The 19,394-nt window shown below is 42.4% G+C and carries 18 protein-coding genes; 14 read left to right on the forward strand and 4 right to left on the reverse strand.

Going from position 1 to position 19,394, the window contains the following annotated elements:
- Nucleotides 1–2 precede the first annotated feature (2 nt).
- The 7 genes from AC5V8P_RS02690 to AC5V8P_RS02720 all read left to right on the forward strand — a co-directional run bounded on the left by AC5V8P_RS02690 (nucleotide 3) and on the right by AC5V8P_RS02720 (nucleotide 8,596).
- The gene (locus AC5V8P_RS02690; RefSeq protein WP_064797174.1) at nucleotides 3–1,739 is read left to right on the forward strand and encodes a type 2 periplasmic-binding domain-containing protein; all 1,737 of its coding nucleotides are present in this window, start codon (nucleotides 3–5) and stop codon (nucleotides 1,737–1,739) included.
- A 63-nt stretch (nucleotides 1,740–1,802) separates the two neighbouring features.
- Entirely contained in the window at nucleotides 1,803–2,717 is a 915-nt protein-coding gene (locus AC5V8P_RS02695; RefSeq protein WP_064797173.1) for an ABC transporter permease, read from the forward strand.
- Between the two features lie 13 nt (nucleotides 2,718–2,730).
- Nucleotides 2,731–3,624: a carbohydrate ABC transporter permease gene (locus AC5V8P_RS02700; RefSeq protein WP_064797172.1), complete on the forward strand. Its 894-nt coding sequence runs from the start codon at nucleotides 2,731–2,733 to the stop codon at nucleotides 3,622–3,624.
- A gap of 166 nt (nucleotides 3,625–3,790) precedes the next feature.
- Nucleotides 3,791–4,450 (forward strand): histidine phosphatase family protein, encoded by a 660-nt coding sequence (locus AC5V8P_RS02705; RefSeq protein ID WP_231116884.1) that lies wholly within the window; start codon nucleotides 3,791–3,793, stop codon nucleotides 4,448–4,450.
- A 233-nt stretch (nucleotides 4,451–4,683) separates the two neighbouring features.
- Entirely contained in the window at nucleotides 4,684–5,667 is a 984-nt protein-coding gene (locus AC5V8P_RS02710) for a LacI family DNA-binding transcriptional regulator (RefSeq protein WP_064797171.1), read from the forward strand.
- A 197-nt stretch (nucleotides 5,668–5,864) separates the two neighbouring features.
- Nucleotides 5,865–7,100, forward strand: a complete 1,236-nt coding sequence (locus AC5V8P_RS02715; protein WP_063212004.1) for an MFS transporter — start codon at nucleotides 5,865–5,867, stop codon at nucleotides 7,098–7,100.
- A gap of 26 nt (nucleotides 7,101–7,126) precedes the next feature.
- Nucleotides 7,127–8,596, forward strand: a complete 1,470-nt coding sequence (locus AC5V8P_RS02720; protein WP_063212027.1) for a glycoside hydrolase family 32 protein — start codon at nucleotides 7,127–7,129, stop codon at nucleotides 8,594–8,596.
- A 104-nt stretch (nucleotides 8,597–8,700) separates the two neighbouring features.
- Here the strand turns inward: AC5V8P_RS02720 and AC5V8P_RS02725 are convergent, their stop codons facing one another.
- On the reverse strand, nucleotides 8,701–11,547 hold the full coding sequence (locus tag AC5V8P_RS02725; protein WP_064797170.1) for an alpha-amylase family glycosyl hydrolase: 2,847 nt from the start codon (nucleotides 11,545–11,547) through the stop codon (nucleotides 8,701–8,703).
- Nucleotides 11,548–12,246: 699 nt separating this feature from the next.
- On the opposite strand from AC5V8P_RS02725, the gene AC5V8P_RS02730 reads away from it, so the two are divergent.
- The 3 genes from AC5V8P_RS02730 to AC5V8P_RS02740 all read left to right on the forward strand — a co-directional run bounded on the left by AC5V8P_RS02730 (nucleotide 12,247) and on the right by AC5V8P_RS02740 (nucleotide 13,218).
- A complete protein-coding gene (locus tag AC5V8P_RS02730; protein WP_231116883.1) occupies nucleotides 12,247–12,636 on the forward strand; it encodes an alpha-amylase family glycosyl hydrolase in 390 nt (129 codons plus the stop codon).
- Nucleotides 12,637–12,672: 36 nt separating this feature from the next.
- Nucleotides 12,673–12,996 carry an alpha-amylase family protein gene (locus AC5V8P_RS02735; RefSeq protein WP_231116882.1) on the forward strand — a complete coding sequence of 108 codons (324 nt, stop codon included), beginning with the start codon at nucleotides 12,673–12,675 and terminating at the stop codon, nucleotides 12,994–12,996.
- Nucleotides 12,997–13,074: 78 nt separating this feature from the next.
- Complete coding sequence (locus tag AC5V8P_RS02740; RefSeq protein WP_196771872.1) at nucleotides 13,075–13,218, forward strand: hypothetical protein; 144 nt, start codon at nucleotides 13,075–13,077, stop codon at nucleotides 13,216–13,218.
- 337 nt (nucleotides 13,219–13,555) lie between these two features.
- On the opposite strand, the gene AC5V8P_RS02745 is transcribed toward AC5V8P_RS02740, so the two are convergent.
- Nucleotides 13,556–14,569, reverse strand: coding sequence for a LacI family DNA-binding transcriptional regulator (locus tag AC5V8P_RS02745; protein WP_081276828.1), 1,014 nt, complete (start codon nucleotides 14,567–14,569; stop codon nucleotides 13,556–13,558).
- 305 nt (nucleotides 14,570–14,874) lie between these two features.
- Between AC5V8P_RS02745 and AC5V8P_RS02750 the strand changes: the two genes are divergently transcribed.
- On the forward strand, nucleotides 14,875–16,263 hold the full coding sequence (locus AC5V8P_RS02750; protein ID WP_064797169.1) for an MFS transporter: 1,389 nt from the start codon (nucleotides 14,875–14,877) through the stop codon (nucleotides 16,261–16,263).
- A gap of 135 nt (nucleotides 16,264–16,398) precedes the next feature.
- Here the strand turns inward: AC5V8P_RS02750 and AC5V8P_RS02755 are convergent, their stop codons facing one another.
- Complete coding sequence (locus tag AC5V8P_RS02755; protein WP_063212000.1) at nucleotides 16,399–16,854, reverse strand: hypothetical protein; 456 nt, start codon at nucleotides 16,852–16,854, stop codon at nucleotides 16,399–16,401.
- A 180-nt stretch (nucleotides 16,855–17,034) separates the two neighbouring features.
- Between AC5V8P_RS02755 and AC5V8P_RS02760 the strand changes: the two genes are divergently transcribed.
- Entirely contained in the window at nucleotides 17,035–17,196 is a 162-nt protein-coding gene (locus AC5V8P_RS02760) for a hypothetical protein (protein ID WP_187360629.1), read from the forward strand.
- A 118-nt stretch (nucleotides 17,197–17,314) separates the two neighbouring features.
- Here AC5V8P_RS02760 and AC5V8P_RS02765 read toward each other — a convergent pair whose 3' ends face one another.
- Entirely contained in the window at nucleotides 17,315–18,043 is a 729-nt protein-coding gene (locus AC5V8P_RS02765; RefSeq protein WP_063211999.1) for an SDR family oxidoreductase, read from the reverse strand.
- A gap of 191 nt (nucleotides 18,044–18,234) precedes the next feature.
- On the opposite strand from AC5V8P_RS02765, the gene AC5V8P_RS02770 reads away from it, so the two are divergent.
- On the forward strand, nucleotides 18,235–18,579 hold the full coding sequence (locus AC5V8P_RS02770) for a winged helix-turn-helix transcriptional regulator (RefSeq protein WP_044785920.1): 345 nt from the start codon (nucleotides 18,235–18,237) through the stop codon (nucleotides 18,577–18,579).
- 189 nt (nucleotides 18,580–18,768) lie between these two features.
- On the forward strand, nucleotides 18,769–19,350 hold the full coding sequence (locus AC5V8P_RS02775) for a TetR/AcrR family transcriptional regulator (protein WP_063211998.1): 582 nt from the start codon (nucleotides 18,769–18,771) through the stop codon (nucleotides 19,348–19,350).
- Nucleotides 19,351–19,394 lie beyond the last annotated feature (44 nt).

Below are 19,394 nucleotides of genomic sequence, written 5' to 3' on the forward strand. Positions count from 1 at the left end.
AGATGACAACTAATTGGTCCGTAAAAAGCAAATTGTTGACGAGACGTCTAGCCGTGCTGTCGTTATCTGCCCTGATGATTTCAACCCTTGCAGCCTGTGGGGCATCATCCAACCCTCCCACTGCGAAGGAAGCGGGCAAATATGAGGTAACACCCGGGGACCCATTCAGTGCCTATAAAGACGAAATAACCGTCACGATGGGTCGTGTGACTACAGCCAACCCGAAGCTGCCGGCTGGAGATTCGTATGAGAACAATGCGTATACTCGACTGGTCAAAAAAGCGTTTAACGCTCAAATTAAAGACCAATTTGAAGCGAACGGAGAAGATTACAGCCGTCAGGTTTCGCTCGCCATCGCCTCTGGAGAACTGCCTGACATGATGCGTGTCGATTCCAAAGATGAACTCAAAGAGCTGGTTGATAATGATCTGATTGAAGATATGACGGAAATTTACAAACAGTATGCCACAGATAATATCAAGAATATTTACGACTCTTATGAGGGCCGAGCGTTAGACAATGCGACGATAGATGGACGTTTAATGGCGCTTCCAGCTACTTCCCTAGATTCGGCACCAACCATGGTCTGGGTTCGTCAGGATTGGCTGGATCTACTGGGAATCCAGCTTGACGCAGACGGAGATGGTGCCATCAAGCTGGATGATGTGGAAAAAACGGCCGAGGAATTCTTGAAAAGAGATCCGGGTCAAACCGGGAAACCGGTAGGTATACCCTTTGTGAACACCCTGAATACAACTGACTATAATGGTTCTGCCTATACCATGCTTGGAGTTGCCTCAACAAAGGGTTCATTCCCTCAGTACTGGATGAAGGGTAAAGATGGCAGCATTGTTTATGGCTCAACAACAGAGGAAACCAAGCAGATGCTAGGCGTTATGGCAGATTGGTTCAAGAAAGGCATCATCGATCCGCAATTTGGAACACGCACATTTGATGATATTACTGCACTGTACACCAACGGCCAATGCGGTATTGCTTTTGGACCATGGCATATTCCCGACTGGGGTCTGGGTAACGTGAAGCAGAAGGATAAGAATGCGAAATTCACGGCTTACACTTTGGAGGATGCGGATGGAAAGGTAAACGTGGCACACGCCAATCCAGCTAATCAGTTTATCGTTGTAAGAAAAGGATACGAACACCCGGAACTCGCCGTTAAAATAGTGAACCTTTTCTACGATAAACTGGCAAATGATAAAAATGTGGGAACATCTATGCCAGAAGCTGCCAAGTATCAAGAGAACGGCGTAGACGGTTCTACCAGACCGTTTAATATTGAAGTCAACTCGGCGACCTCGTTACTGGATGACTACTCTGACATCGTTCGCGGGATTAAAGGAGAGATTAGTCTGGATCAGGTCCGGACAACAGAATCAAAGAACAATATTAAAAGTATCCAAACTTACTTGAGCAATATGGATACGGATAACGTAACAGCTTGGTCAAAATATCACTCGCGCATCAACGGAGTGGGACTGATTGACAAACTGACACGGGAAAACAAATTTGTATGGATGACACCTGCTTACTCTGGAACTACACCAAGCATGAAACAGACCTGGGCTAATCTGACCAAGATGGAGCAAGAATCTTTCATCAAAATCGTGACAGGTGCAGAACCCCTGAATTACTTCGATACATTCGTTAGCAATTGGAAGAAGCAAGGCGGTAATCAGGTAATTCAGGAAATTAAAGACGAGGTCGCATCCAAAAAATAAACAATCATGAACGGTTAGCAGGGCTGCGCATTCGCAGCCCTGCTTTAGGAAAGGGGTCCATCCATGAAACAGGGGAATGATAATGCAAAAAGCCGATTGGGCACGGGTGCCATGTATCATCTGATGATGCTTCCAGGTATTTTGTTTTTGCTTATATTCAGCTATGTTCCGATGGTCGGTGTCATCACGGCGTTTCAGGATTATATACCAGCCAAGGGGATGTTTGGCTCTAAATTTGTAGGACTGAAGCACTTTATTTATATGTTTAAGCTGCCGGACATCGCACAGGTTTTTAGTAATACGTTGGTGATTGCCATTGCCAAGATTCTATTGGGAACACTGATGGCTATCATTTTTTCCATTTTGTTAAATGAGATCCGCATTAGATTCGTAAAAAAAACCGTACAGACAATCGTTTATCTGCCACACTTTCTATCCTGGGTAGTTTTAGCGTCTGTGGTTGTTAACATGTTCAGTTTGGATGGAATTGTGAACCAAATTTTGGTTATTTTCGGTCTGGAGAATATTAATTTTCTCGGCAGCAACACCTGGTTCCAGCCGCTGATCATTGGAACAGACGTGTGGAAGGAGTTTGGTTACAGTTCCATCGTCTATTTGGCTGCAATTACTTCAATTGATCCGGGTCTGTATGAAGCAGCAGGAATGGATGGAGCCAGCTGGTGGAGAAAAGTATGGCATATTACGTTGCCAGGCATGCTACCTATTATCCTGCTCATGGGAGTGATGAGTCTAACCAATATTTTGAGCGCTGGCTTCGATCAAATTTATAATCTGTATAATCCAGTTGTCTATGAGTCGGGAGATATTCTGGATACTTATGTATATCGGATTGGACTCGTTGGGCGACAGTATAGCTTTGGTACGGCTGTTGGCCTGTTCAAGTCAGTGATCGGTATTGTTTTGCTATTGTCCGCCAACCAATTGGCCAAAAAATACACTGACCGTAAAATATTTTAAGGAGGCAACCCCTGTGTCATATTCTAAGAGCCAAAAAGGTCGAATTGGCGGGTTAGTCATCTATGCCATTGTCATATTGCTGGCATTGATCTGCCTTCTTCCATTATGGAATATCGTTGCGATTTCATTTAGCAGCAGCGAGGCCGTGTCAGCTAATGCTGTAGGTCTCATACCGGTCAATTTTACAACCGCAGCGTATACGAAAATTATCGATGATGCTCAGTTCTGGCGTTCCTTTGGCATATCTGTTCTACGTGTTGTACTCACACTTCTTCTCAACATGATTCTTATTGTTCTAATGGCCTACCCGCTCTCCAAGTCGAAAAGGGAATTTAGGGGCAGAAACATCTATATGAATATCATGATCTTTGCCATGCTGTTCAGCGGCGGGATGATCCCAAGTTATCTACTGATCAAAAACCTCGATATGCTCAATACAATTTGGTCGCTTGTTCTACCAGGAGCTGTCCCTATATTCAGTGTCATCCTTGTCATGAACTTCTTTTCTGCTGTACCTAAGGCCCTAGAAGAAGCAGCATTCATCGATGGAGCCAGTCCGCTGCAAGTCCTGTTCAAAGTGTATGTGCCTGTGTCCATTCCTGCGTTGGCGACGGTAGCACTATTCAGTATCGTGGGAACATGGAATGATTTCTTCAGTGGGCTGATCTATATGACCCAAGTCAGCAATTATCCGTTAATGACTTATATCCAATCCCTTAATGTGAATATTGCGGAGCTTCTTCAATCCGGCACCAACTCAGCACAACTCAGCAACTTGACTGAAATTTCAAACAAAAATCTAAATGCTGCCAAAATCGTAGTCGCCGTCATCCCGCTGCTGCTGATTTATCCGCTGCTTCAAAAATATTTTGTAACTGGAATTGTTGTAGGATCGGTAAAAGAGTAATTGTATGCTGTTATATCCACGGAGCTTTCAAGATAGTAATGTTGACTTCCTATACTCAAGGCAGTTCTTGATTTTTAGCATTATCGTATTTATTTGCCACCCCTCGAATAGGCTGTATAGACGCCAAAAGATCTGTAAAAGAGCCTAAACGTGGGGAAGTGACCTGATGCCATTATCCGGTGAAAATGCAGTAGAATCGGAAATGATTTCACCTACTGAAGACTTGATGGGTAAACACGATGTATTAAAACGAATTTTTCTTATTCAAGAGGCAGTATTATCCACCTTTTCGTTGGTAGATTCACTTCGGCAAGGCGGATATATTCTCTATGCCAGGCATGCAGAAGCAACACAGGGAATAGATCAACCATACCTTAACTTCCAGAATTGTTCTACCCAAAGGAATCTTTCCGAAAAAGGTAGAAGACAGGCTATAGCCTATGGCGAATTACTACGAAGCTTACGCATTCCCCTTGAACTTCCAATTATCGCTGGCCCTTTTTGCAGAACCCAGGAAACGGCTGCTTTAGCTTTCGGATGGGGAAATATTCAAGTAGATCCTTTTTGGTATCAAATTTATCGATTGAGCGGCGTTTTAAACCCGATAGAACAGGAATGGATATTAAGTTCCCTCAAATCAATCTTGGAAATCCAACCGTCCCCTGGGAGTAATAAGGTCATTATCGCTCATAGTTTCCCAAAGGGGATTGGTTTAGGCGAAATTCCAGACATGGGAACTATCGTTATAAAGCCTTATGGAGTAGGCAAAGGTTTTGAAGTGATCACACAAGTATCTTTAGAGGAGTTAAATACTAAGAACTTCTAGAGATAAAAATAGCAGATTAAGGGTAACGATTGGCAGGGCAGAAGTTGAGCAGGGAGTTAATTTCATTCCTTATGCTCGACTTTTTTATGCCTTGCCGCGAAATTCGTATGCGGGATCGACGATGTCATTGCAAATACAGCACCGAAGGTTGGAGACATGTTTTTTCACGTTTAACCATGTTAAAATAATAGAATAATTGGAGACATGGCATGGAGAGAAGGCGGGTTGAATCAATGAAACCAAAACTTAATGATGTTGCACAATTAGCTGGAGTTTCACCGACTACGGTTTCTCGCGTACTTAATAATCGGGGCTATATCAGTCAAGAAACGAAGGATCAAGTTCATAAAGCGATGCAGGAGCTAAATTATTTTCCTAATGATGTGGCTCGGTCATTATTTAGTAAACGAACAAATCTGATTGGATTAATCATTCCAACTACAAACAACCCATTTTTCGGAGAGCTGACTTTTCATATAGAGAATATTTGTGCGTCATTAGGCTATAAGCTGTTACTTTGTAACAGTTTGAATCAGTTGGATAAAGAAGAGTCCTATGTAGATATGCTTATGCGAAATCAAGTTGATGGTATTATCGTTGGTACTCACAACCGAGGTATCGTAAATTATGAACAGAAGAATATTGCCGTCATTGCGATCGATCGTTTCCTATCCGATTCAATCCCAGTTGTAGGATCGGATAATTATATGGGTGGAAAACTGGCGTCAAAGCTGCTTATTGGAAAGGGATGTAAGCATATCTTGCACATCAATGGCCCTGTTGAATTGGAAACACCAGCAAACTTAAGAAGAAAAGCATATGAAGATGTGATGGAACAATATGGTCGAGAGGCAATTACCTATGAAGTACATGATCCCTTTCACCAACAGAATCACGATGAACCGATTAAACGCTTACTTGATGAACATCCTGAAGTAGATGGATTGTTTGCGAGTAATGACATGGTGGCTGCGTCTTTTATTGCTGAAGCAAGAAGAAGAGGAAAACGGGTTCCTGAAGATATCCGCGTAATTGGATATGATGGAACAGAAACAACCCGTAATCTTCTTCCTGAATTAACAACAATTCAGCAACCAATACAGGAGATCGCGAGATCTTCCATAGAGTTACTTATTAAAGAAATTGAAGGCGGCTTCAGTGATGTCCCGCGAGAAACCTATCTACCCGTGAAACTTATTGAAGCTAGTACAGCTTAATACCATTTCCCTAGTTTTCTGCATATGTATAAGGTGGAGCTATCCTTATTGGAGTAATTGAAATCAAAGAGGAGAGCTCTTTTCTTTCGAAAATGTGTCAAGCGGTTGACACATGAAAGCGGTTGACATATAATCAGTCTGTAAATACGAAAGTGCTTTCATTTACATTAAATGTTCAACTAAGAGGAGCGTTCGATATGAGAAAGTCAAAGAGCATGTACTGGAAACTAAGTGCCTATTTCTTCTTTTTTTTCTTTACTTGGTCAGCAAGTTATTCATTGTTTTCCATCTGGCTAGGTCAAGAAATCAGTCTGAATGGTGCTGAAACAGGTGTTATCTTTACTGTAAACGCTATCTTTGCTCTATGTATGCAACCGCTTTACGGCTATATATCTGATAAAATCGGCTTAAAGAAGCATATTTTATTTCTAATCAGCTCTTTACTTTTATTTGTTGGTCCTTTCTATATCTTTATCTATGGGCCGTTACTTCAATACAATGTGTTTCTCGGCGCCATTGTAGGCGGGTTATACTTGGGTATTGCTTTTTTAGCGGGGATCGGAGCTATCGAATCTTATGTAGAGAAAATCAGCCGAAAATATGACTTTGAATACGGGAAATCTCGCATGTGGGGCTCGCTAGGTTGGGCAGCAGCAACATTTTTCGCTGGTCAGCTCTTCAATATCAACCCTAACATTAACTTCTGGATTGCATCAGTATCTGCTGTCATTCTGTTTATCATTATGATGACAATTAAAGTTGAAATGACAGAATCTGAGCTGGAGCGAGCAGAATCTGTTAACTTTAAGCAAATCGGCTATTTGTTTGCAAATAAGCATTTGTGGTTCTTCATTTTATATGTTCTTGGTGTTACCTGTATTTACAATGTGTATGATCAGCAGTTTCCAAATTACTTTTCATCGACGTTCTCCACGGTTGCTTTAGGCAATCAAGTTTACGGTTATTTAAATTCTCTACAAGTATTCCTGGAAGCAGGCATGATGTTCTTAGCGCCTTTCATTGTCAACAAAATTGGAGCGAAAAAGGGTCTGATATTGGCAGGCTTCTTGATGGCGTTCCGGATCATGGGTTCAGGCTTAGTTATAGGACCTTACGGTATCTCAGCTATGAAATTGATTCATGCATTGGAACTGCCAATCATGCTGATCTCCGTATTTAAGTACTTGGCTGCTAATTTCGATACGCGGCTGTCCTCGATTTTGTATCTGGTGGGATACCAGTTTACGAGTCAGGTAGGAGCTTCGATCTTCTCGCCAATCGCCGGTATGTCTTATGACATTAGAGGCTTTGCAAATACGTACGTAATTATGGGTGTTTTCGTATTTGTCTTTGCAACCATCTCAATCTTTACCTTAAAGAAAGAACCGAAAAAGCTAGATCCCAAGCCTAACAAGCATATTAAAACAGCATAGGAGGAAGACAAATGAACAGCACATATATTAACAATACGAAGCAAGCTGAGGAAGCATTAAAACAGGCAGAAGCGAAAATGAACAAGCGGTACCGATTAGGTTATCACATTATGGCACCAGCAAACTGGATTAACGACCCCAATGGATTAATTCAATTTAAAGGTGAATATCACGCCTTCTATCAGCATCATCCTTATGATGAGAATTGGGGTCCAATGCATTGGGGTCACGTGAAGAGTAAAGACCTTGTCCATTGGGAGCATTGTCCGATTGCATTAGCACCAGGAGATGCGTGTGATCTTGATGGCTGCTTTTCAGGAAGCGCAGTAGATAATAACGGGGAACTGACACTGATCTATACTGGCCATCATTATATTGATCAACCCAATAATATCTTTTTCCAAAATCAAAATGTGGCAGTAAGCACAGATGGCATTCATTTTACAAAATTAGGGCAGAATCCCGTAATCGCTGAACCTCCGACAGATAGCTCCCAGCATTTCCGTGATCCGAAGGTATGGAAGCATGAGGATACATGGTACATGATCCTAGGTAACAGCACGAAAGAAGATCTGCCACGTGTTATTTTATATACATCTCCTGATCTTAGAACTTGGACCTATCATGGTGTGCTTTTGCAGGGAGATAAGAATATGGGCTTCATGTGGGAGTGCCCTGATTTCTTTGAACTGAACGGTAAGCATATATTCATGTTCTCCCCACAAGGTATCGATGCACAAGGAGATAAGTACAATAACTTGTTCCAGACGGGATACTATGTTGGCGAATATAATTATGATAGTAATGAATATCAGCATGGAGAGTTCATCGAGTTGGATAACGGTCATGACTTCTATGCGGTTCAAACTTTTCTAGATGATCAAGGTCGCCGCATTGCGATTGGTTGGATGGATATGTGGGAATCGGATATGCCGACAAAAGCAGACGGCTGGTCCGGAGCGCTGACGATCCCACGTGTAATTACGTTGGGCGCCAATAATAAATTGCTGATGAATCCAGTAGAGGAAATGAAGTTGCTTCGTCAAAGCGAACATGTTTTGTGCCAATCTAGCACTATTTGTGGTAGTTACTTGGCAGAAGTTGAAGCGGATCTGCTTGAAGTGAAGGTCGTGTTCGACCTGACAAAGTCAAGTGCAGACCTGGTAGGCTTGAAGCTTTGCGGAACAGGTAAAGAGGAGACAGTTATTACTTATTCTATCCTGGGTCAGAAACTTATGCTTGATTGCTCTAAATCAGGCAAGAAAACGGATGGAGTACGTCAAACAACCTTAAATGCAGAGGGACAGTTGACGTTGCATGTATATCTGGATCGCTCATCTATTGAAATATTTGCGAATGAAGGGGAAGCTACGATGACCAGTCGTATCTATCTAAGTGAAAAACTGCTAGGCATAGAACTCGTATCGGAGGGCGGAGAGGCTATAATAAATGAATTGACATACTGGAAATTGAAAGATATCTGGCAAACTGAATAACTCGATGAAAAAGGTTGCTTTCTGAGTTGTTGAATGACTTAGAAAGCAACCTTTTCACGATGCAGTACCGAACTAAAGTTGCTTCAGTTAGCTAATTCTACAGTTTACTTCAGATAGGTTCCCGTTTCTCCAATTCCGCCTCTGCCATTCAATACATACACCCTTGCATTTCCTTTACCGGAGCATGTCAGGGTAATCTTGCCATCGGTAACAGTTTTGGAATCACCAGTCACTGCATCCACATAGGTTCCGTTGGGAATGCCGGTAAACGTGGCGTTGCCCGAAATCGTGACCAATGCAAAGCTGTCAATGCCTTTGTCGCTGTCGGTATATCTTCTCTTAAACGCCAGATCGCCCGACACATTCTCTGTGGAATACTGGCCTTTTTGCAAGGCGGGAACAGCTCTTCTGATTAAATTAAGCTGTCTGATATGTTTCGCCAGAGGATGGTTGAGCGATTCCGCAAGTGTTCCGGTAGCATGGGTGTATTTGCCGTAATCTTGTACCGTAAGATTGCCTTCTATGTGATCGCCGTAATAAGCCCGTCCCGTTTTGCTTAGTGGTGCGTTTGGACCCGGATCAATGACAGCCCCTTTTTGAAATTCGATTTCGGAACCATAGAAAATAGCGGGTATTCCGCGGAAGGTGAACATCAGATCGAGATTTTCAGCCCAAGTATCTTGTGTACCCGCGAATCTTTGGTTTTCTGGAGCCTGGTCAGGCGCATAGTCATGTGAGTCGACATAGGTTACATTCCACGTAGCATCATTATAGTATTGGTCGCCACTTCTCATATTGAATGCTTCATGAGCGCTCTTGAATGCCCAATGCATTGGGAAATCAATCACATCCATACCCGATTTCATCGAATAGTCAGGCTTATGATAGGTATTTCCGTTTAAGAAAGCATTGTTTGAGGTTGGCTGTCCTGCTGTAGTAGAGTTGTCCGCCCACTCTTTTTCAACTGACGCTTTATTGGAAGCGTAGTCATTTTTCCCATCGCCCGGATACGATTTCGAGCTTTTCCAAGTATAGAATGGCGTCGAAATTGCTGGAATGCCACTGTTCCAGACATCTCTGTACCGGGTGGCTACTTCTCCAAAAATATAGAAATCCGAGCCGCCTCTTGTCTTCCAAGCAGGAATATAGTATTTATTGAAAATATACCGGCTCACATGCTTGACCGTATCGACACGGAAAGCGTCCACACCCATGTCAATATAGTGATTGTAGGTATCAATTAAATATTTGTTAACTACAGGGTTCTCCGTGTTCAAATCCACGCAATCTCCCGCTATCTGTCCGGTTTGAACTGTATAGGATTCCCAGGAAAGACTTTTCTCCGTATGGTAAATGTTATTATTCGTTCCCTCGTTCTTCATTAAATCGAGCCTTGCCTGATATTGCTGATCAGGCGTCAAAGTATCATAGTTTGACGGCAGCTTATCTGTAGTTTTCACCAAGTTGTTAGCAGTATCCGGTTTAGCCGGATCTTTCTTAAACATGGGGTACAAATTCTCTTCACCAAAATTACCAGTATGATTGACGACGATGTCCTGAATAACCTTCAGCCCTTTGGCATGGGCCGCATTGATCAAATCCTGATAAGAAGCTCCTGCCGACTCATATCTAGGGTCTACTTTGGAAAAGTTTATTGCATGGTAACCATGGTAATCATAACCGCTGGCATTCTGCACAACAGGTGTAATCCAGATGGCGCTGAACCCGAGGGCTTTGATATAGTCGAGCTTTTGAATCAGCCCCTTGAAGTCTCCTCTCCAAGCCGGATCCGAATCGGGATTACGCGCCTTGGCATCATCCCATGCATGTACATTGTTGCTTGGGTCACCATCATAGAACCGGGAAGTGATTACGAAGTAAATAGTGTCTTCCCGAAAATCGCCCTTATCTCCAATATTATAAACAAAGCTTTGTTTGGTTTGATTTCCAGCACCGTCTATAACGAGAAATTTTAATGTCGTGGTTTTAGAGATAAGGATGGACGGTCCGGTCAATCCGACCAGAGCATTGCCAAGGACATAAACTTTTGAACTTATGGTTGGTTCCGTACCATCTTCCGTATAGTATGCCTTGGTCGTTGCCGTCTTGTTATCTTTGATCGTGAAGGATACAGTCACTGAGGAATCGGAATGCTCAGCAGGCAAATTCGCTGTGATTGTGGGAGCTTGCAGATCTGTATTCAGGTCAATCACATAATCGAAAGAGGATGCATTTCCAGTTTGGCCGATTGAATTGACAGCGATGGCCTTGATAGTCAAAGAAGAAGCAACTTTAATTGGAGAGGTATACATGGTCGAGGATGTCGTAGGTGTCGAACCGTCTAGCGTATAGTAAATCTTATCGTCACGGTTGGTACTGGACAGCGTCACCGTTTGGGACGAATCGTATGTTTTGGGTACAGGAGAGGCAGAAATCGCTGGAATTTTAGGCATTTCCGGGTTGGTATCATACCATGTGTTATCTGTGTAATACCAGCCGTCTTTCACACTGCGAGACAAGTCGGCCGTCTGTTTACCGCTGCCGTCATTAAAAATGAGACTTGAGCCCATAGCCCCGGCGATAGTGTAACTGTACCAGTCGTTTCCATCCGACTTCATCAGAATTCCCGGCCACGCCCCGCTTATTGGAACAGTTGCCGGATTCAGATTCCAGTAATGGATTCGAATCGCAGAATTCCAGCTTGAGGGCTTCTTAAAGTGAACCGTTAACCCAGTTTGAGTGGAATTAAGTATTGTGGTAGGTGTATATGTTGCGGTAACGGTAGAAGTGATCGAAGGGGTGGTCGATGGAAGATCAGTCGCTGTAGAATTCGTGTAGGTGGCTGTATAATTGTTGTTACTCGAAGCTACACCGGGTAAACCGAAGAAGTTGAAGCAAAGCGATACAATAATCAACCAAGAAATAAAACTCCCCGTTTTTTTTCTTAGCAAGTTAACAACCTCCTGATAATTTTAGTAGGATAGATAATGCAATCGGTTGCATTAAAAAGTAAAAAAAAGAAAGGCATTTATTTTGATAGAATGGATTCATTGATCGCCTCCTCCGTTTTTATTTGGAAAACAATCATTGTACACGCTTACAAAATAAACGATGAGAACAGCGTGTTCAGACAGACTCTATACTAATGATTTTTCCTTTTATGATTATATCAACCATACTTTTACTGGTCAATGCTTTGCTAGGGAGATATATTTCAAACCTAAGATAGCCTGTTCATCAATGAAGCCAATGTCCGAAAAGCTTATAAATTTATCTTGAATATAAATGTTGACAAGTTGTTAAATAAATGAAGTCATCTTATTGAGTGCAATCGAATGCAAACGATTGCCCCATATGAAAGCGAATACATATTGTTTTACTCTCTTTTGTTTACTCCTAATCTCTTAAGAGAGGTTGGTTGTAAAATAAAATTAAAAAAGGAGTGTTTAGCATGAGGAGGAAGACAAGCCCCGTTTTGAGATGTACCTGGAGTATTGTTCTCTTTGTCGTATTGTTGTTACAAACGATTGGGTTTACTCCCGAAGCACAGGCGAATGCTGATGTTCAGCAGTTAGGCGATTCAGACTCGAAGCTAACAGCTGCCACAAACTACGAACTTCCGGAAAGGACGAAGGATGGTCTTATTTTTCATGCGTGGAACTGGTCTTTTGCTAACTTCACCAATCCAAACCAACAAGGAAGGGGTGACAGAAGGCAGCAAGTGGTGGATTTTGTACCAACCTATCAACTTCAATATCGGCAACTCTCAATTGGGAAGCAGGGAGGATTTCAGACAGCTTTGCCAGGAAGCGCATAAATACGGTATAAGTGTTATCGTTGATGTTGTCGCTAATCATACGGGGAATGCGGGCGGTGGAAATCAGCAGTATCAGCCGGCGCATAATGTTGATCTGGTGATCAAGAATAACCGCTATTTCTGGCATGAGGCCAGAGGCGTGGAAAACTGGAATGACCGTTGGCAAGTCACGCAGTGGGGAATTGGTCTGTCCGACCTCAACACGTCTAATCAGGAATTGTAAGATATCATTATCGGCTTCCTGAATGACGCCATTTCCTTGGGCGCCGACGGCTTCAGATTTGACGCCGCTAAGCATATTGAGCTGCCTAACGATCCCGGGGGCTACAACTTCTGGCCCCGGGTACTAGGCTCGTTGAACAATAAAGACAAACTGTTTAATTACGGGGAAGTGCTTCAAGGCGGAGCTGACAACTTTGCTGGCTATGCCAATTACCTCAGTTTGAGCGCCTCCAGCTATGGGGGTAGTGTCAGATTTGCAATTGGATATTGTCTCAGGATGTCGGCAGCCATGAACGCTCGTTTAACAGATCGAATTAAAATCGCTCCAGGCTTCTGGACTAGCCTGAGAGAAATCGGATAGAACCCATTGACGTTGCGCGCCAATTGAATCTTCCGATAACCATAATTAACGGACCGGCCGTACCGCCCGCTCAATATTATGCCATTTGGCAAGCTTATTACGAACAATCCGGACGTCGCTGCGGGAATCATCAAGCTTGCGACAGCGTACGAGACGGTACAGTATCCGTCAGCCGTCTTGGCGACCTTTCACGCTCGCGACTTCCGTGACGTGCTTAACTGAATGGCGCGCTATAAGCAAATGTGTCCTCCCGTCTATTAGTTATTGAACTAACTGGAACCGTTAGTTCAATAACACAGCAGCAGTCTATATGACTTTATTTTCTCGTTCGTGGCTGTCGCCGTATGAAATGTTGGGGGCAGTCTAAAACTTAATTTTCTTTGGACATGATCCATACCTTATACGCCGCCTTCATCGAGGTCACCGGATATTCGGCAAAACTCCCAACAGCTGAGTTCTTTTGGAAAAAACTTTACAAGATAGCGTTTCCATTATTGACGTTGGATTCGCTTAAAAAACCATCCCAGCAGGTCCAGCAACCACGTAGGAGCATCAAAGGTTAGGATACTCCATGTTTTGTAATGCTGTCCCGAATTTCTAACTGATGCGATATGGACCAGTGGACAGCTGCTAATTCTTCTCCTCTAATAAGCTTAATGAGATTGCGGGCGGCGACCATGCCAAGTTCAGATGCTGAATATCGGACAGTTGATAATTTAGGCCGGATTATTGTAGCCATATCAATATCATCAAATCCCAAGAAGGAGACCTGTTCAGGTATTTTCACCCCATTCTCGGCCAGAAAGTTCATAGCACCTATGGCAATTCGGTCCGTTGCGCAGAACACCGCACTAGGCAATGGACCTGAATGATAAAGCTTTCTCATAGAGGTTATGCCGTCTTCAACGGAATAACCGCTTTCCAATACACGTTCGGGACGTACTGGCAGGTGAGCGGCCTTTAATGCCTGTTCATAGCCCAAAAAACGCTGATTGCCCACTGAAATATCCCCCGCTGGCCCCTGCAGCATCGCGATATCCTGATGCCCCTGCTGAATTAAATAAGTTACCGCTTCAAAAGCAGCCGTTATGTTGTCAACATGCACGGAAGGAATGGATTGGTCTCGAAAATCGCGTCCGATAAGGATACAGGGAATTCCCGCCGCTTCAATGAGCGCGAATAGCGTATCCCGGATTTCGCTTACCGATATAATAATTCCGCTCGCCTGCATTTCACGGAACATATTGTAATAGTGTATTTCAGAGTCCTCGTCCCCCCCTGACAAGGCGATTATGACATCGAAGCCGTATAGATGCGCTACTTGATTGATGCCTTCAACCATGTCATCAAAGACGTTGTTTTTAATCGCGGGCAGAAGTACTCCAATCAGAGATGTATTATTCTTTACCAGTGTCCGTGCTATGGCATTTGGACGGAATTGAGTGGCTTCAAGGACATCCTGAACCCGTTTGCGTATTTCGCTGTTCACCGTCTGGCTGTTATTGATTACTCTGGAAACCGTTGAAATGGAGACGTTGGCCATTCGAGCCACATCTTTTATAGTCATTTTCATTGTACACACCGACTTTCAAGCAAGTATTTATTTAGAAATAAGTTCTCAAAGTGAATTGAATTTATTATATCAGTTTATTGAGTTTAACAAAGATTCCAGAGCAAAGAAAGCGCTTGACCTTGGTTTATTAGGGGAGTATAATCAACTTCGGAAAACGTTTTCTAGTATTTTTTGGACAAAAATAATTGTTTTTACCAATAATAAGCTGGATTAAAGGTATTTCAGCTTCTTTTTTTAATTATTTAGAAAACGTTTTCCTTATGGCCTTGGGTTGTAAAGAATAACAAGGGAAAAGGAGCATGAGCATGAGAAGTTCGAGCGATATGGTTGTAATGGGAAATGAGGCTTCAGTGCAAACCGGTACAAATATTACGCTGAAAGAAAAAATGGGCTATGGATTCGGTGATTTTGCCAGCCAGTTACTGTTTGCCGCCGCAATGACATTTCTGTCCTACTTTTACACAGATGTAATCGGGATCAGCGCCGGGGTCATTGGTACTTTAATGCTAGTTGCACGCGTACTGGATGCGTTTATTGATGTTGCGATTGGGGCTTTGATCGATAAAACGAAGAGCAGACACGGGAAGGCCCGTCCTTGGTTACTATGGATGTCCGGGCCATTTGCGTTGTCTGGAATTCTCTTGTTCACGGTTCCAAGTGGAAATATGACAATCACTATTTTATACATTTACGTTACCTATCTGCTGATGAACTTTATCTATTCCAGTATTAATGTCCCTTATGGTGTGCTTAATTCCATGATAACGCAGGATTCATACCAGCGTTCTTTGCTCAATATTTTTCGTATGAGTCTGGCGAATATTGGTGCCTTGCTAATTAATTATTTCACCCTCCCGTTAGTGAAGTCGTTCGGCGGCGGTCAAAAAGGGTGGATTTTCACCTTTATTATATTTGGATTGCTCGGAACTTTCTTATTTCTCGTCACCTTCTTTAGTACCAAGGAAAGGGTCACTCCATCTGTTGTACAAAAGCCAATTCCGTTTGGACGCGCTTTTGGAGCGCTGATGCGTAATAAATATTGGAAATTGATTCTTGGGTTTGCTGTGGTCTATTTTATAAATAACGCACTGGGCACAGGTATGAATATTTACTACGCACGTTATGTGTTAAAAGACGCCAATCTGATTGGAGTGCTCGGCATATCCTTACTGCTTCCTTCCCTGTTTGGTTATATGCTATTGCCCCCCGTCGTTAAGCGGATCGGTAAACGGAATTCTTCTATTATAGGAAGTATCCTCTTGATTGTGGGATCGGTTGTCATTGCCGTCAGTCCCACAAGTCTTATGGCGGTCTGTCTGGGGCTCGTTATTAAAGCGCTTGGTCATGCGGCTATTCTCGGAACCTTCTTTGCCATGTTGGCAGATACCATTGAGTATGGCGAATGGAAGACAGGAATGCGTACCGAAGGACTGGTGTATAGTGCGGGTAGTTTCGGCACAAAAGCGGGAGGCGGTTTGGGAGCAGCAGTCATCGGCTGGGGACTGGCATTGGGAGGATATGCTGGTGGACAAGCAACAATCAGTGCCACTGCGCTAGCGTCTATTCATTTCATGTTTATCTACGTTCCAATTATCTTGGCTGTTCTGCAAATTTTGTTTCTGGCATTTTACAACCTAGATAAATTATTTCCGGGTATTGTCAAAGAACTTGAATACTTAAAAAACGCTGAATAATTACTTGGTAAATGAGGTAGCCCTTGAATGAACTCATCCTATTGTTGAAATACTAGCAGTAGGGCAGTTCAAGAGGGCTGCTTTTTTTCATTGAAGTAATCTTCAGTGGTAGCGGCGGTAGCTGACGGCCTTTTTCTATATAGTCACAGACAAATCTGTCAGTTCAAAATACCATTCTAGGAAAGAGTTAAAGCTTTTCCATTGCGAATTCAATTTACCAGCAAAAAAATCCTCCATCTGCTGGCCCAATCCTAAGCCTATCACTTCGTCTGTGTTCTTATTATAAAAAAAGCCGAACTCCCCTTCAAAGTTATCCAACGGAATGTATTCTTCAGGCAGGTTTAAACCGACATGAGTTCTCTCCATGCCTAACATATAATCCGAAGAATTGATCATAAACCAACAAATCTGGTAGATTTCACGTCGTCTATTAATGAAAGTCGGCCCATCCTCTGCATGCAAATAAAACGCAGCAAAATCTGAACCCAAATCGATGCCTAACTTTACTAATGCGTGTTCATACTCCTCTGTAATGTCTTCAAACCACCAGTTTTTGCTTTTGCAATAATTGATCACTTTTTCCGATAGCATTTTGACTACTCCTCCGATATAAAATAAACTATCTAAAATTATCTCCCTCAGTATATCATATCCCTTTCCATATCGTTCTTCGTGCCTTGCCAAATCAGCAATGAAAGCTTGCAAGCATCAAGAGATAGGGCTAACGCCGATTACGAGTTTATATATTCGGCACCCAGCTATGTTGGATAAGTGGAAACTGAGGTCATCGTTTCAGTGCCTGCTGTGGAATACTGGACTTTCGATGAATATGATGCATGGATGAACGCGGAGAAGAAGAACCTGAAGTCCATGACTGGTTCGTCATGGACTCCTTCCACTGGTTGGTTTATGTGGACAGAGGACAAGGCTTGACCCTATGCCGACAATGGATATGAACATGGGTTGAGTACACAGAGAATCTATTCCGCTACTCTGGACAATCTTGGGATGAAGCAACAGGTCTTCAGTATCGCTAACCATTCCTTCTGTTTTACCAAGGCACAACTCCATGATCGTCAAAAAAGCCACCAGTTGGACCGTCACTATTTATTGTGGCAAGCTTCACTACAATGGAGGCTGCTTGTTCGACCGAACGATAGCCACTATTACCATTTAAATCGGTAGCTGTAAATCCAGGGCAAACTGAGTTGATTTTAACAGGAGAATCGCTTAATTCTTTAGCAAAGAAAACGGTTAAAGCATTTACAGCCGTTTTGGAACTATTGTAGGCGAGCGAATTCACATTATAAAATTCCGACGTTGGGTCTGAATTCAAGGTTAAGGAACCTAATCCGCTGGATAGATTAACGATTCTTCCGGAAGAAGAGTTTCGGAGCAATGGAAGCATTGCTTTAGTAGTAGAAAATACGCCGAAAACGTTTGTCTCATAAGTACTCTTCAGAACGGACAGTTCCAATTCACTCGGAGGTATGTCGCCTTCTAAAAACACGCCTGCATTATTAATCAAGATATCAAGCAATCCGTATTCTTCCTTGATCCATTCCACTGCGGAGAGAACAGAGCTTGTGTTTGTGACATCAAGAACCACTGTTTTAGCTTTAATTTTCTCCGTTTCCAATAATGTTACGGCCTCATGCCCTTTTTTTTCGCTTCTTGCTCCTATTAAAATCTCATACCCCATGTTTCCCAATTGTCTTGCTGTCTCAAAACCAATACCTTTGTTTCCACCTGTAATTAATACGATCTTGGACTTATACATAAAATTACCTCCCTAATCTATTTTCTAAAACCTGTACTTACAAAAATGTATTAAATTCTTATCTTTTTCATGACTATTTCTCATCTAATCACAATATGAACTCCTTTCATTTTTGATATAATTAATATAGTGAAAATGATTGATACTTGTAAGTACGCACATTTTTGTAACTTAATGAAAGGAGTGGCGATATGGGATATGGATTAAAAGGATATGGCGATTGCAGTGAAGAGGTTATAAGAGCCTGCCCTGTTGAAATGGCTTTACATATGATAGGAGGAAAATGGAAGGGAATCATTATCGACATTTTATCCGAAAAATCGGTCAGATTTAATGAACTTAGACGATTAATACCAGGGATTTCACAACGAATGCTGACTTTACAGCTCAGGGAACTCGAGGCGGATGGAATTGTGAAGAGGGTGGTAGATGACACTGTGCCACCCAAAGTAGAATACTTCCTAACTGAACAAGGAAATAAATTGTCGAGTATTATCGATTCTATAAGAGTATGGGGAAAAGAGTTTCTCTCCTAAGTCTGCGATCGGGAAGTCTTAGTGGATAGCCGTATGCTTACTCTCTGCTTATAGATATGACGAACAAAGAAAAATCTCTTTGAAGCTGCTGACTTATATCCATTTCGATATATGAGGACGAATTAATATGTAGGTTTTCTTGACTATTTAGTCTTGAAAAAATATAATGAGGATGAAAGGAGGATGAAGTTGGGAAGAAACAAAGAATTTGATACGACAGAAGTACTTCATAAAGCTATGGAAGTATTCGGACATTACGGCTATGAAGGAGCCTCACTGCCTCAACTACTGAAGGGACTCGGCATTGCCCGGCAAAGCTTATACGACACGTATGGTACGAAGAGAGACTTGTTTGTCCTTGCTCTGAAGCATTACGTTAATGAGAAGAGTAACGCAGTCATGAAGTATTTAGCAACCTCTGAATCTGCAAAGCAGGGGATAGCTTATGTATTTCATGAAGCAGCAAAGGTATTAAAGGATAAGAACCGGCAAAAGGAATGTTTTATTATTTTTTCAGCTATTGATCAGATGCCTCATGACATGGAGATCAAAGCTTTTTTATTAAAAGATTTAGATACACTGGAAGAAGCCTTTTTTGAAACTCTGGTTCGAGGTCAGGAGAATGGAGAAATCTCGAGTGACCGAGACCTTCGAGCTTTGGCACGTTACTTGAATTTTGCAAGATACTCCTTGACCCAATTGGCCAAAATGACGAGTGACCCCAAGGTTATGGATGATTACGTCGCGGTAAGTTTATCTGTATTGGATTAATAATGGAGCTTTATCATGGCTTCATTATTATTTTTCGAATTTCC

It is taken from the genome of Paenibacillus sp. N119s, assembly GCF_059447605.1.

Excerpts from the sequence above, each read along its gene's own strand:
- AC5V8P_RS02765 (WP_063211999.1), bottom strand. The coding sequence starts at position 18,043 with ATGTATAAGTCCAAGATCGTATTAATTACAGGTGGAAACAAAGGTATT.
- AC5V8P_RS02755 (WP_063212000.1), bottom strand. The coding sequence starts at position 16,854 with ATGCTATCGGAAAAAGTGATCAATTATTGCAAAAGCAAAAACTGGTGG.
- AC5V8P_RS02715 (WP_063212004.1), top strand. The coding sequence starts at position 5,865 with ATGAGAAAGTCAAAGAGCATGTACTGGAAACTAAGTGCCTATTTCTTC.
- AC5V8P_RS02695 (WP_064797173.1), top strand. The coding sequence starts at position 1,803 with ATGAAACAGGGGAATGATAATGCAAAAAGCCGATTGGGCACGGGTGCC.
- AC5V8P_RS02770 (WP_044785920.1), top strand. The coding sequence starts at position 18,235 with ATGGGATATGGATTAAAAGGATATGGCGATTGCAGTGAAGAGGTTATA.
- AC5V8P_RS02705 (WP_231116884.1), top strand. The coding sequence starts at position 3,791 with ATGCCATTATCCGGTGAAAATGCAGTAGAATCGGAAATGATTTCACCT.
- AC5V8P_RS02750 (WP_064797169.1), top strand. The coding sequence starts at position 14,875 with ATGAGAAGTTCGAGCGATATGGTTGTAATGGGAAATGAGGCTTCAGTG.
- AC5V8P_RS02690 (WP_064797174.1), top strand. The coding sequence starts at position 3 with ATGACAACTAATTGGTCCGTAAAAAGCAAATTGTTGACGAGACGTCTA.
- AC5V8P_RS02740 (WP_196771872.1), top strand. The coding sequence starts at position 13,075 with ATGCCATTTGGCAAGCTTATTACGAACAATCCGGACGTCGCTGCGGGA.
- AC5V8P_RS02730 (WP_231116883.1), top strand. The coding sequence starts at position 12,247 with ATGCGTGGAACTGGTCTTTTGCTAACTTCACCAATCCAAACCAACAAG.
- AC5V8P_RS02745 (WP_081276828.1), bottom strand. The coding sequence starts at position 14,569 with ATGAAAATGACTATAAAAGATGTGGCTCGAATGGCCAACGTCTCCATT.
- AC5V8P_RS02710 (WP_064797171.1), top strand. The coding sequence starts at position 4,684 with ATGAAACCAAAACTTAATGATGTTGCACAATTAGCTGGAGTTTCACCG.